Source organism: Sneathiella glossodoripedis JCM 23214, from assembly GCF_000616095.1.
GTDB lineage: Bacteria > Pseudomonadota > Alphaproteobacteria > Sneathiellales > Sneathiellaceae > Sneathiella > Sneathiella glossodoripedis.
Genome location: NZ_BAMS01000002.1, coordinates 700,473 through 713,434, shown reverse-complemented (window position 1 = coordinate 713,434; position 12,962 = coordinate 700,473). Strand labels below are relative to the sequence as shown.

Annotated in this window: 12 protein-coding genes and 1 pseudogene; 5 read left to right on the top strand and 8 right to left on the bottom strand. The window is 45.4% G+C overall.

Going from position 1 to position 12,962, the window contains the following annotated elements; all coding sequences use genetic code 11:
- Nucleotide 1: 1 nt before the first annotated feature.
- From paaG to JCM23214_RS11750, 4 genes are all read right to left on the bottom strand, one after another.
- Nucleotides 2-784 carry a 2-(1,2-epoxy-1,2-dihydrophenyl)acetyl-CoA isomerase PaaG gene (gene paaG, locus JCM23214_RS11765; protein WP_025899114.1) on the bottom strand — a complete coding sequence of 261 codons (783 nt, stop codon included), beginning with the start codon at nt 782-784 and terminating at the stop codon, nt 2-4.
- 148 nt (nt 785-932) lie between these two features.
- Nucleotides 933-1,976, bottom strand: a complete 1,044-nt coding sequence (locus JCM23214_RS11760; protein ID WP_025899113.1) for a GGDEF domain-containing protein — start codon at nt 1,974-1,976, stop codon at nt 933-935.
- Between the two features lie 682 nt (nt 1,977-2,658).
- Nucleotides 2,659-3,492 carry a TauD/TfdA dioxygenase family protein gene (locus JCM23214_RS11755; RefSeq protein ID WP_025899112.1) on the bottom strand — a complete coding sequence of 278 codons (834 nt, stop codon included), beginning with the start codon at nt 3,490-3,492 and terminating at the stop codon, nt 2,659-2,661.
- Between the two features lie 64 nt (nt 3,493-3,556).
- Nucleotides 3,557-4,222 (bottom strand): TetR/AcrR family transcriptional regulator, encoded by a 666-nt coding sequence (locus JCM23214_RS11750; protein ID WP_159104351.1) that lies wholly within the window; start codon nt 4,220-4,222, stop codon nt 3,557-3,559.
- 325 nt (nt 4,223-4,547) lie between these two features.
- Here JCM23214_RS11750 and JCM23214_RS11745 point away from each other — a divergent pair, with 325 nt between their 5' ends.
- The 3 genes and pseudogenes from JCM23214_RS11745 (at nt 4,548) to JCM23214_RS20470 (ending at nt 7,339) form a co-directional block, all read left to right on the top strand.
- Complete coding sequence (locus JCM23214_RS11745) at nt 4,548-5,549, top strand: TRAP transporter substrate-binding protein (protein ID WP_025899110.1); 1,002 nt, start codon at nt 4,548-4,550, stop codon at nt 5,547-5,549.
- Between the two features lie 33 nt (nt 5,550-5,582).
- On the top strand, nt 5,583-6,095 hold the full coding sequence (locus JCM23214_RS11740) for a TRAP transporter small permease (RefSeq protein WP_025899109.1): 513 nt from the start codon (nt 5,583-5,585) through the stop codon (nt 6,093-6,095).
- Nucleotides 6,088-7,339, top strand: a pseudogene (locus tag JCM23214_RS20470) (TRAP transporter large permease). Before JCM23214_RS11740 ends, JCM23214_RS20470 begins: the two are co-directional and overlap by 8 nt.
- A gap of 49 nt (nt 7,340-7,388) precedes the next feature.
- Here the strand turns inward: JCM23214_RS20470 and JCM23214_RS11730 are convergent.
- Nucleotides 7,389-7,631, bottom strand: coding sequence for an Lrp/AsnC ligand binding domain-containing protein (locus JCM23214_RS11730; RefSeq protein ID WP_025899108.1), 243 nt, complete (start codon nt 7,629-7,631; stop codon nt 7,389-7,391).
- 98 nt (nt 7,632-7,729) lie between these two features.
- The gene (locus JCM23214_RS20465) at nt 7,730-9,094 is read right to left on the bottom strand and encodes a DEAD/DEAH box helicase (RefSeq protein ID WP_199899538.1); all 1,365 of its coding nucleotides are present in this window, start codon (nt 9,092-9,094) and stop codon (nt 7,730-7,732) included.
- Between the two features lie 281 nt (nt 9,095-9,375).
- Between JCM23214_RS20465 and JCM23214_RS11720 the strand changes: the two genes are divergently transcribed.
- On the top strand, nt 9,376-10,080 hold the full coding sequence (locus tag JCM23214_RS11720) for an alpha/beta fold hydrolase (RefSeq protein ID WP_025899107.1): 705 nt from the start codon (nt 9,376-9,378) through the stop codon (nt 10,078-10,080).
- Between the two features lie 13 nt (nt 10,081-10,093).
- Here the strand turns inward: JCM23214_RS11720 and parE are convergent, their stop codons facing one another.
- Nucleotides 10,094-12,055: a DNA topoisomerase IV subunit B gene (gene parE, locus JCM23214_RS11715; protein WP_025899106.1), complete on the bottom strand. Its 1,962-nt coding sequence runs from the start codon at nt 12,053-12,055 to the stop codon at nt 10,094-10,096.
- A 117-nt stretch (nt 12,056-12,172) separates the two neighbouring features.
- Here parE and JCM23214_RS11710 point away from each other — a divergent pair, with 117 nt between their 5' ends.
- Entirely contained in the window at nt 12,173-12,550 is a 378-nt protein-coding gene (locus JCM23214_RS11710) for an acyl-CoA thioesterase (RefSeq protein WP_025899105.1), read from the top strand.
- Here the strand turns inward: JCM23214_RS11710 and JCM23214_RS11705 are convergent.
- Nucleotides 12,547-12,852, bottom strand: a complete 306-nt coding sequence (locus tag JCM23214_RS11705) for a 2TM domain-containing protein (RefSeq protein ID WP_025899104.1) — start codon at nt 12,850-12,852, stop codon at nt 12,547-12,549. The genes JCM23214_RS11710 and JCM23214_RS11705 overlap by 4 nt on opposite strands.
- Between the last annotated feature and the right edge of the window lie 110 nt (nt 12,853-12,962).

Sequence of the window (12,962 nt, the reverse complement as noted above, 5' to 3'; positions counted from 1 at the left end):
TTTACTTGCCTTTGAATTGTGGATTTCGTTTTTGGGCAAATGCTTGAACGCCCTCAATGAAATCTTCTGTTCTGGCGGCTTCGCGCTGCAGGTCTCTTTCCACAGTTAGTTGAGTGCGCAAATCATTGACGAGGCTGGCATTCATTGCTTTCTTAATTTTGCCAAGACCTTTTGTCGGACCTTTTGCCAACTTCTGAGCGAGTTCTGTAGCTGCTGTGAGTAAATGATCATCATCAACCACTTTCCAGATCAACCCCATTTTTTCAGCCTCTTCCGCGGGAATTTTATCTCCAAGCATAGCGAGGCCCATCGCTTTTCCGGAACCAACAAGTCTTGGCAGAAAATACGTGCTTCCAGCATCCGGAATAAGTCCAATATGGCAAAAGGCTTGTAGAAAATAGGCAGAACGGGCTGCTATACAGATGTCTGCAGCCAGCGCAAGGCTCATACTAGCCCCAGCGGCGACCCCATTTACGGCAGAAACAACCGGTTTTTCCAGATCTCTAAGAAACAGGATCAAAGGATTGTAATTTCTCTCCAGTGTTTCGCCAGCGTCAAATGGTCCATCTGCTGGGGATGTTTCCGTTAAATCCGCACCTGCACCAAATGCTTTGCCAGCACCAGTGATCAGAACGGCGCGTACCTTGTCGCTTTCGATATCGTCTCTAATTAAACGCAACTCTTCATGCATTTTCTCACTGAATGAGTTCATCTTGTCGGGACGGTTTAACGTGACAGTTGCAACGCCATCGTTGATTTCAAATAGGATCGTTTCAAGTGTCATTATTTCGCTCCCGAGTTTTGCAGTTATTTTGGATTAAAATAACACAGTTATTTTCAAAAAACAGGAATTTTTGTATCATAAATACAGATTAAGCGGCATCACTGAAATCAATGCCGCTTAAAAATGTACAAGATATAGTTTTGGTGGGTTAGGCGGTGAGGGCCATAGCTTCCTGATCAACAGAAACCTGATTTCTGCCCTTGTGCTTGGCGCAATATAGGGCTGTATCTGCCCGTGCTACAAATTTGTCCATGTCTTCACCGGTGACATATTTTGCAACTCCAAAAGACATGGTTATTTTGCCAACGTCATCACCAGAATTGCGTTTCACCAGCTTTTTGGCAGATACATTTTGTCTGAGTTTTTCAGCGAACTGTCTGGCTTTGGCAAGCGATGTGTTGGGAAGGATAATTCCAAATTCTTCACCGCCATATCGTGCAGCAATACCTGCATCGCTCAATCCACTATCCAGTGTTGTGGCCACCAGCTTAAGCACTTGATCGCCGAAAACATGGCCATGTTCGTCGTTGAATTTCTTGAAGTGATCTATATCCGACATCACAAGGCACAGGCTCTCGTTGCTAAACTTGGCTTTGGAAGTTGCCCGAAGAAGCTCCCTGTCGAACTTCTTGCGATTGGCAATTCCTGTGAGCGGATCGGTCAAGCTCTCATTTTCAACCTGCTCCAGCCTTGCTTTTAAGTCTTCAATCTCGTCTGACGCTTTTTGCAGGCTTTTATTCAGGTTTTTTGACTGTTCTGACATGGCGCGGGTTTCTGCAACCACAATTTTAACAGTTTCCTGCAAATCACTGACACTCAGCTCATCTGCTGTATCTGCGAAAATTTCCAGTCTTTCTCCGTAATTTTCAAGCCCGCTGGTTGAACTTCTGATTTCCTGCAAGGCTGCTTCCATTGATTGCTGGATTAGCCTGTTGGTTTCGCGGATTTCCCGACTTTCTTTTTCATGAGAGAAAAACTCGTTGTAAATCTGTTTCGCAACTGTTTCCGTAAACTTGCCCTGTTCAGAAATGAGCCGATTTACCAGCTCGTTTATCGCAGGGTTGTCCCCACTCAAATATTCAAACCATATGGTAAAATTCTGGGGGATTGGTTTAATTTGGCGGTCCTCCAGCAATGCCATAGTCTTCTGGGCATTTAGAGACGCTTTTTCAAAGCAGTCGGCTGTGGTCACGGCTTACCTCATTTAATAAGCAAAATTGGGTTGGGTGCTACCTTATGATTGGCTGCAAATCCCGATGCGCGAATATGTGCCTATACTTCTTACCAATAAGTTAATTTAAATATACTAATGTAACAAAAAATTACATTTAAGTAATATTAATGGGTCTCGGACTAGAACTTAAGTAGTGCAGGTCAGTTCTTCTGGAAAAATATGATTAATTTTTATCTAAAATTTTATCGTTTGGGTTTCGCAAAAAAGCCAATAGCGGAAATTTTTCACAAGCACTGTAAAGCGGGACGCCAATAAGCGTATGTTTTATAGTGTGTTTTTGTACTTCTTATAAGTACTTTATTAGTTAAATCCTAAAAAATACTGCTTTTCTCAAGTCTAAAAGGGGCTGAAAAATTTGTGGATGACAGTCACAAACTTCTAATTGAGATCAATCAGAGGGGAAATAAGTATTACTATTTATAATAGGGATGAGGGAATTCCTCTGAAGAGATTATTTTTCTAAAATCTCACCGAAAAAATACGTATGAGCTGATTGAATTCGTCAAAAGCCAGATTACAATCGACTTTTTAAGCTCTGTTTTGAGGTTTTTGACAGCTCCGATTCACTTAATGTTGAGCATAACACAGTTAAAATGTAATGTTTTGTAATATTTGATTTGGCATACTGCTCCGCGTTATTTTATGCTTTGTACGCTTCAATCTTTGTTCCGTTGACGATCATTCTGTTCATCACTCTTGGATAATTGTAATCACCAACCGCGTAATGTTGGGTTGCGATGTTGTCCCAAATCGCGATGGAGTTTTTTTGCCATTTGAACCGCACCTGAAACTCTGGCTTTTTGACATGCTCATGCAGAAATTTAATCAACGCCTCACTTTCTTCGCGCTTCAAACCATTTATGGCAGGGGTCCAGATTGAGTTGATAAAAAGATGGGGTTTGCCGGTAATAGGGTGGGAAATTACTGCTGGATGCAACATAGGGGGATTTTTTGCTACGTTCTTTTCCACGGTTTCGGTGTCGAGATATCCTGTCATTCCGTATCTCATGTCGTGTACACCCTGTACCTGCAGGAGCAGTTCTTTCAAGGGGGTGGATAAATCTTCAAATGCGGCGTGAGTACTTAACCACATGGTATCGCCGCCGCCGTCAGTGGGAATATCGATTGCACGAAGGATACTGGCGTAGGATGGTTCCTTTCTGAAGGTCACATCTGTATGCCAGCGGTCTGTGCCTGTATTTCCGCCTTTGGTTTGAATAACATGAATTTCCGGAAATTCCTCAAGTTGCGGGAAAAACTCATGGATTTCCAGATTACCCATGTTGGCCCCCAATTCATGAAACTTTTTATTGCTCAAGTCCTGATCCCTGAAAAAAATCACCTTGTAAGTCGCAAGCGCGTGTTTGAGCTCATCATACGCCTGTTTTGGCAGTTCCGAGTTCAAATCAATGCCAGCTATATAAGCGCCAATGCTAGGTGTAGCTGTTTCAACTGTAAAATGGGTATAGGTCATCCTGATTTCCTAATAATAACTATGGTTATATAAATTCACATGTGTTTTTGAAAGAGGAGCGGCTTTACCGTTCCTCAAGTTCTGTATATCTGACAAGCATACGTGTAAGATTTTCGCGCATCTCCTCGTCCTCAAGATGAACAGGGCCGGGATTATTGAGGATTGCCTGAACAATGGTTCCAAAGAACATCTGCAAGGCAAATTCGATTGATCGAATACTTTTGTTTGGATCATCCTTTAAAAACCGATCCTTAACCAGGTCAATAATTAAGTTACGGATGACAAGGCCGGATTGCCGGATTGGCTCCCAGGCTTCACGGCTTGACGCTGACATAATGATTGAAGCCTTAACGACACCGCGAAAAGGTCCGGAAAGGCCATCAATCAAAACATCTACCATTTTGCGAAAGAAGTCTTCGTTTGACATGGTCTTCCAAAACTCGCCAGAGTAGCTTTTGCGTAGCTCAGCATGACAACGCGAGATTGCTTCACTTTGAACGGCTTTGAAGAAACTGTCCTTATCATGAAAGCGGCTATAGAAAGTTCCGACTGAATAACCGCAACTGGCCGTTAGCTCTATGATTGAAATATCCGCAAAATTTTTATGACACATAAGCTCCATGCCGGCATTAATCAATTCGTCCCGACGTTGCTTGCTGCGGCTTTGGTGGGCTGGTTTTATCCCATCAGAAGCAGGGGAAGAAATTTGGCCTTCATGAGTAGATGACATATCGCGTTCCATTAAATTTAAAATACAACTTGAAAAGCCTGGTAACTCTAGTCGCAATTTGTAAGGGAGTAAATGCGAATTCAAATATAATAAAAAACTTGAAAAATATACGAATGATAACTATTATTATGGATATGGAAATTTAAGAATGTCAATTGAAACTTAACTCACCGACAGAAATCAATTGAATCATCAAATCATAAAAAGGTGAAAAATAGTAGCGAGCGTATATGAGCGAATAAAACTATAGATTGAATAAAATAACCCTGTTGGAGCCAACTTCCTTTCCAAAAAATGGTTCAACAGCATTACAAGGGGCGCAATTATGAAACTAAGCATACTGTCTTATGCACTGTTGGGATGTGTGATTTTATTTTCAAATCAGGAAGTAAATGCCAGTACGAAGTTAAAATTCGCCCTTGCAGCGCCAGAGAAAACACCTTGGGCCGCTTATGCCCACGAAATTGCCGAAAAGGTTTCTCACTCTACAAATGGTGGTATCAATGTAAGGGTGTTTCCAGGAAGCCAGTTGGGAAATGAGCAGGATGTGATCCGTCAGGTTGCAAAAGGACGCATTCAAATGGGCTCGTTTTCCAATACGGCAGCCAGCTTGATGGTGCCGGAAATTGCATTGCTTGCCGCACCCTATCTTTGGGATAGTATAAAGCAGGCTGACTGCGCACTGGATAATCATCTCATCCCCGTTTTTCAGACCCGTTTTGAAGAGAAGGGGTTGAAAATTCTGGGGTGGAGCGAAGTTGGGAATATGGGATACGCCTTTACCTCTCAGGTATCCGGCCTTGCGGACCTCTCTGGCAAGAAATTGAGGGTAGCACCAACCAAAGCCTCCTCAATCACAGCAGATGGCTTCGGTGCCAATTCCGTCGTTTTACCCATTACAGAAGTTGCAGCAGCACTGCAGACGGGCCTTGTCGAAGGTGCTGATCTGCCGGGACTGGCTTTTACATCGCTGGGCCTGTCAAAGATTGCCCGTAATTGGGTCCAGTCCAACCACTCTCATCAGGTCGGTCTTGTCCTGATGAGTACAAAGGTATGGGATCGATTGGATGAACAGGGGCGAGACGCATTTGAAAATGCTGTTGTTAAGCCCGAAAAGCTGAGGCAGCAGGTCAGGGGAGCTGAAGCCGCTTTGTTGAACAAATTCGCGAGCGAGGGAGGGACAATCATAAAATTGTCCGACACGGAGGTATCGGAATGGCGCAATCGCTCCGCCCAGTCACGCCAAAAATTGATTGAGGAAATCGGCGGTGATGCTGCGGATATTCAGGCACAGATCGAAAAAGCCAAGCAGGCTTGTGGTGTTTAGGGTTTTAACTCCTCTAAGTGGGTGTTTCCCTTTATGAAATTGCTGCAATTAAGTCTTCTCCATCACCGGATGGAAGCGACATTGACCATGGTTGCTTACGGTGCAACGGCAATCAGTCTGTTGGGTGATGTTGTGGGAAGAGAGCTGTTTGATACAGGCATTTGGGGGGCGCAAAGATTTGCCGTTTATGCCGCGATTGTTGCCGGGTTTCTGGGAATGTCTTTGGCCGCAGCAGAGGGCGAAAATATCCGTCCCCAGATACTGGATAGTATCATTCCGCGGTCAATGAACGCTTTTGTGGATCGTCTGGCTGATTTTGTGTCCAGCGGGATTTATCTGATTCTATTCTATTTGGCTGTTGGTTTTGTTCAGGCAAGTTATGAAAATGAGGAAATAGCCGCTGTATTGGACTGGCCGCTTTGGCCAATTCAGATGATTTTGCCTTATGCCTTTTTGGCGGTGGGTATTCGGTATTTTGCTTTCGCCATCTCCCCCGAGTTTAAAGAGCAGTTCATGAACAGGGTTGGAAAGGCGTTGTATGCTTGAAGCTGTTTTGATTTTACTGATCCTGCTGCTTTTACTGCTGCGGCAGAATCTGGTTATTCTCTTGTTCGCAGTGGCGGCTTATGTCCATTATTTTTATGGGGATGGTGTTCTTGAATATATTATCGAGGACATGTGGATCGGACTTGATAAGGAAGTCCTTTTGTCGGTGCCGCTCTTTATTTTGTGCGGCAATGTCATGTCCAAGGGACAGATTGCCCAGCGGCTCATATCAGTTGTTCGAATTGTGACTGCACCACTTCCCGGAGCTTGCGGTAGCCACCATCATTTCCTGCACCGTTTTTGCAGCTATTTCAGGGTCTTCTGCAGTGACGCTCCTATCCGTGGGGGCGGTTCTGTATCCGGCATTGAAAGATGCGGGCTATGATAGACGGTTCAGCCTGGGTGCCTTAACCGCGGGCGGAACGCTTGGTGTTGTAATTCCGCCGTCTATCCCTTTGATTTTATTTGGCATCGTCACTGAAACTTCAATCACGGACCTGTTCAAGGCAGGTGTAATTCCCGGTATAGTGCTGGCTGTAATCATGAGTGGTTATGCGCTTTATCGAAACCGAAATATGCCCAAAGTTTCCGTTCGGTTGGAAGAACTGCTCTCGGCCCTGAAGGATGGTATCTGGTCGCTATTGATGCCGATTATTTTGCTAGGGGGAATATATTCCGGATATTTTACCCCAACAGAAGCCGCTGCAGTGGCACTCGCTTATGCACTTGTTGTTGAAATCTTCATCCATCGGGATATGAAATTATCTGACTTTTATGAGATTTCATTATCTACGGCAAAGCTGTTGGGTGCTCTTTACCCGCTTCTCGCCATGGCTATGAGTGTGAATATTCTGCTCACAGCAGAGGAAGTCCCCCAGAATTTAACGGCTTGGGTAACTCAACATGTGGACAGTCCACTTGCATTTCTCGTCGCCATTAACGTTCTGCTTCTGGTCGTAGGCTGTTTTCTGGACATCAATGCCGGAATTCTCGTGCTCGCGCCGATTTTGTTACCCATTGCATCGGGATTTGGTATTGATCCGGTTCATTTGGGAATTTTGATGGTCATCAATCTGGAAATCGGGTTTTTAACGCCACCCATCGGTATAAATCTGATGGTCGCCATGACAGCTTTCAAAGAACCATTTGCATTGATCTGCCGATCTGTCTTGCCATTTGCTGCAATCATTCTGGCTGTATTGATGCTGGTAACTTTTATGCCTGAAGTTATGATCTGGCGTTAGTTGAAACTCCGATCATTGATGTGAATAAGAGTAGGGAGCACAATGCAATCTAGGCAAAAGCCTTGAACGTTATCATTGTAAATGTGTCCTTGATATGAGGCAGTGTCTGGATCTGCTCATTCACAAAATGACCAATATCCATATCTTCGGATAAATAACATTTCATCATGAGATCATATTTTCCAGAGATGGAATAAACTTCAGAAACATTTTCCACCATTTCAATTGCCTTATTGGCAACGACATAGGCTTTGCCCAGATCACATTTGACCATGATAAAAATTGTTTGCATTCCAGTATCCTTTAATCTGCCTTTTACACTGTGTTAGCACGTTCAGGACAGGGAGGCAAAAACGAAAAAGACAGCACGAATGCTGTCTCGACAAATGCTCATGAATTCAGATTATTCGGCGTTTTTGGGAAAGCAATGTGGAAAAATGCAGGAACATGATCTCCAAGTCCCATAACCGGCGTATCATCTTCATCCTTGGCAAAGCGTGACTTGCGTGATTTTGACTGATTACGCGATTTTGAAGCCGTACTGCGTGCTGGTTTTTCCATTTCCACCGAGCTTTCAGAATGTCTGCTGCGAGAGTTATTTCGGCCACGGCCTTCAGATTTGTTTTTTCCTGCGGATTTGCTGCGATTCTCGATTTCCTTGCCTTCTTCGGCAATTTCATAGGCATTATCCAGTTGGATTTCAGGAATTTCCCGGCCGATGGTTTTATAGATAGCAGCAAGATGTTTTTCATCACCTTTACAGGTCAATGTATAGGCATGACCTTCCTGACCTGCGCGGCCCGTACGCCCAATTCTGTGAACATAGTCCTCAGCATGTATCGGAACATCGAAATTGAAAACATGGCTGACATTTGAAATATCAATTCCACGTGCAGCGACGTCAGAACAGACCAGATGAGATATTTCACCAGACTTGAATTTGGCCAGTGTTTCCATTCGGTGGGATTGTGACATATCGCCATGCAAGGCGCCGGCGTTAAAACCGTGCTTGTTCAGCGAGCCTAGCAGAATATCTACGTCTTTTTTTCGATTGCAGAAAATGAACGAGTTTTTGACAGCCTCGTCTTTGAGCATATGACGCAGGGCAGGGCGCTTCTCACGTTTTTTGATTTTGACCAACCCTTGTGTGACAGTTTCCGCGGCGCGTGAGACCGCTTCGACTTTCACTTCTTTGGGGTTCATCAGGAATGCGTCCGCCAATTTGCGCATTTCTTTTGACATGGTTGCCGAGAAAAACAGGGTCTGACGCAAGGGTGGCATGAGAGAGACGATGCGCTCAACATCGGGAATGAACCCCATATCCATCATGCGATCGGCTTCATCAATAACCAGAGTTTTTACACCGTTTAGCAGAACTTTACCCCGTTCGAAATGATCCAAAAGACGCCCAGGCGTGGCAATCAGAACATCTACCCCTTTATCGAGCTTGGCTTCCTGGTCTGCGAACGATACACCACCGATAAGCAAAGCCATCGAGAGTTTGTTGTATTTGCCATATTTTTCAAAATTTTCGGCAACCTGCGCTGCAAGCTCACGAGTTGGTTCAAGAATGAGCGAGCGAGGCATCCGGGCTTTTGTCTGACCGGAGGCAAGAATATCAATCATGGGTAATGTGAAACTGGCCGTTTTACCGGTTCCGGTCTGGGCAATGCCCAAAACATCGCGCCCCATCAGTACCGTTGGTATAGCTTTTTCCTGAATTGGGGTCGGTGTGGTGTATCCAGAATCGTCCACTGCTTTGAGGACTTCCGGCTAAGGCCGAGATCAGCAAATGTCATGCGTTAAAAACTACCACCAATAATCTAATTCTACGTAAAAACATTGGGCAATTTAGTGAAATATGTTGCTCTGTCAAACATTTCCTGCCTTTTTCAGGGTTTTCCTAGTGTTTTGAGCAATATATCGTCAAAATGTTGCTAATTTGTGTAGTCAGAAAATATTCTAGAGTCGCCCCTAGAATATTTTGGTCCAAGCGTGATAGTTGTTAGTTCACGTGATGCAAAAAGAGAGTAACAATGACAAATAAAACGCCGCTGATTCTGGTTCCTGGACTGTTATGCACGAAAGATTTGTGGCGTGATCAGATTCAGGCCCTTGGCGACATGGCTGAAATCACGGTTGCCCGTCATGATCAGCACGAAACAGTTGAAGAAATTGCAACCTCTATTCTTGAGCAGGCACCGGATGAATTTTCACTGGCCGGATTGTCGATGGGCGGGTACATCGCGCTTGAAATTGTCCTTCGCGCACCTGAGAGGGTCCAGCGGCTTGCTTTGATGGATACCCGTGCGGATGCAGACAGTCCAAAGGATAAAAAACGGCGACTGGATTTTATCAGGCTTGTTGAACGCGGGAGCACATTTAAAGGTGTGACGGAAAGCCTGCTGCCGATGCTGATACATCCAGACAGGTTTCAGGATACCGATCTTACTTCGCGGATCTATAAAATGGCTCAGGATATCGGTCGGGACGGGTTTATCCGTCAGGAAACAGCTATTCTTAACCGCAAAGACCGCAATGCTGAGCTATCCAGTATATCCTGTCCGACGCTTGTCCTGAGCGGTAACGAAGATGCTCTGATTCCAGCGCCTGTCCAGCAGAAAATGGCAGAGAAAATTCCGGATTCGGAATTTCACATTATTGATAATTGTGGACATCTGCCAACCATGGAGCGCCCCATGGAGACAAATAAAATCATGCGTGAATGGTTAAGCTGGTAGACAGCTGTCGTTTCTAAATATCCAGATTATCGGCGAAGCGTGCATTTTCCTGAATGAATGAAAACCGCAGCTCTGGCTTTTTGCCCATCAGGCTTTCTACGCGATCTGCCGTTTCGCCAAACTCTTCCATTGGAATTTGAACTCTGAGCAGTACGCGTTTTTCAGGGTTCATGGTTGTTTCTTTCAACTGCGCAGGCGGCATTTCACCAAGTCCTTTAAATCGGCTAATGTCGATTTTACCGCGTCCTGTGAACTCTTCGGCCAGTAGCTGTTCGCGATGCTTGTCGTCCATCGCATATGCCGTTTTGCTGCCTTGCGTGATTCTGTAGAGCGGAGGTTGCGCCAGGTACAAGTGACCATCACGAATAAGTTGAGGCATTTCCTGATAGAAAAATGTCATCAGCAGGGTCGCAATATGAGCCCCGTCAACGTCCGCATCGGTCATGATAATGACTTTATCGTAACGCAGATCCTCTCGGTTGTATTTATCTCGTGTTCCGCAGCCAAGTGCCTGAATTAGATCGCTGAGTTCCTGATTAGCCTTGATTTTGCTGGACCCAGCAGAAGCAACGTTCAGAATTTTACCGCGCAACGGAAGGATCGCCTGTGTTTTTCGATCGCGCCCCTGTTTGGCTGAACCGCCCGCACTGTCACCCTCAACGATGAAAAGTTCAGTATTTTCGGTTCCACTATTGGAGCAATCAGCCAGTTTACCGGGCAGGCGCAGACGGCTTGTCGCAGTTTTGCGGCTCGTATCCTTTTCAGCCCGACGGCGCAGTCGTTCTTCGGATTTGGATATGATCCAGTTCAGCAGGTTATTTGCCTGATCTGGTGCAGAGGCCAGCCAGTTGTCAAAATGATCTTTGAGAGCTGCATCTACCAATCGTCCTGCTTCCGGGGTAGCCAATTTTTCTTTCGTCTGCCCCTGAAACTGAGGTTCTGGAATAAAAACTGACAAGACTGCGGAAGCACCGCTCATAATATCTTCTGCTGTAATTTGAGCGGCTTTTTTGTTGTTGATCATATCACCGTAGGTTTTTAAGCCTCTTAGCAATACAGATCGGAAACCTGCTTCATGAGTACCACCTTCGGGAGTTGGAACCGTGTTACAATATGAATTCAGAAAAGTCAGATTATCAGCCGGCCAGGCAATGGCCCATTCCACACGGCCTTTATCGCCTTCGATTTCAACACGTCCGGCAAAAGGTTCAGCTGTAACGGTTTGCCGATTTTCCAAAGTGGCTGCCAAAAAGTCAGACAGTCCACCGGGAAAATGCAGGTTATCCTCTGCCGGGGTGTCATCTTTGATCAGTTCAGGTGCTGCTTTCCAGCGGATTTCAACGCCGCGGAACAAATACGCTTTCGATCGCACCATTTTATAGAGCTTGGCGGGACGAAGCGCTGTGCCTTCTTCAAATATTTCATCATCTGGGCGGAAATGAATCATGGTTCCGCGCCGATTTGGGGCGGCGCCCACCTTTTCAAGGGGAGTTGTTGGCATGCCGCGTGAATATTCCTGCCGCCATAGTTCCTTGTCTCGGGCAACTTCAACGACAGTTCTTGACGAAAGCGCATTTACAACTGAAACACCCACACCATGCAATCCCCCTGCTGTGTGATATACTTTGTTGGAAAATTTGCCGCCTGAATGCAGGGTGGTCAAAATGACTTCCAGCGCAGATTTATCTTTAAATTTTGGGTGTGGATCAATTGGGATGCCCCGACCGTTGTCGCGAATGGCAATTGACCCATCGGCAAAAAGCTCAACATCAATCCGACTGGCAAATCCGGCAACAGCCTCGTCCATTGAATTGTCGAGCACTTCAGCGGCCAGATGGTGGCGTGCGCGCTCATCCGTGCCACCGATATACATTCCGGGGCGTTTACGAACTGGCTCCAGCCCTTCAAGAACTTCAATGTCCTTGGCTGAGTAGTCATTGGATTCGGATTTTGGCTGCTGAAAGAGATCAGACATTTTTGAATTTCACTTAATCAAGATACTGAAACGTTGATGACCTAGAATACTGTTATGTGATAGCAATTAAAGTGTATAATTTCCAGACAGACTAATTTTTTTAGGACATTTGCATTTATGAGTACAGACAAACGCGATCCTATCATTCGAACTGCTCCTCAGCCACGGGATGTGAATAATAACGGAGATATATTCGGGGGCTGGGTGCTCTCGCAAATGGATATTGCCGGCGGCATTATGGCAGCGCGGCGTGCAAAGGGCAGGGTGGTGACTGTTGCAGTTGAAGCCATGACTTTTCTGCAGCCGATCAAGGTTGGTGATATCGTTAGTATATATGGCTATATTGAAAAAGTTGGTCGTACTTCAATGCATGTGAAACTCACAACGATCGTGCAACGGAAGCTGGACCCTACAGAAATAACAGTGACCGAGGGGACGTACATTTTCGTCGCCATTGACGAGAACGGTAATCCAAGAGAAGTTCCCAAGCCTTAATCGGTTGCAGGTCCTTCATTTTCTTTTTGCCGTCTTTTTTGATCGAGCAATTTCTGTACTTGTCGCTCTTCCCATTCGGGACCCAAAAACGGCGCCCACTGGAAGGTTCCTATGGCATGCATCGCGAGGCCAAACCCCCAACCAAGCGCAGGCCATATGGCCCAGTAATAGGATGATGTCAGGAGATTAATGATGTGCAGAAATGTTATGACAACGGCATATGTGCTCAGGTGGCTATAGAAATGCCTGAGTTTTCTCACCTTCCGACGAGCTGCCTTAAATTCTTCTTCCTCAGAATTCACATTATGTCTCCCGCTACGAAGTCGAAGATTACTCGGGGGACAGTCGGCTGTCATTCGGATATTCATGGAAATGTGACAGGTTGCACGTCATAAAAAAGGCCGCATACACA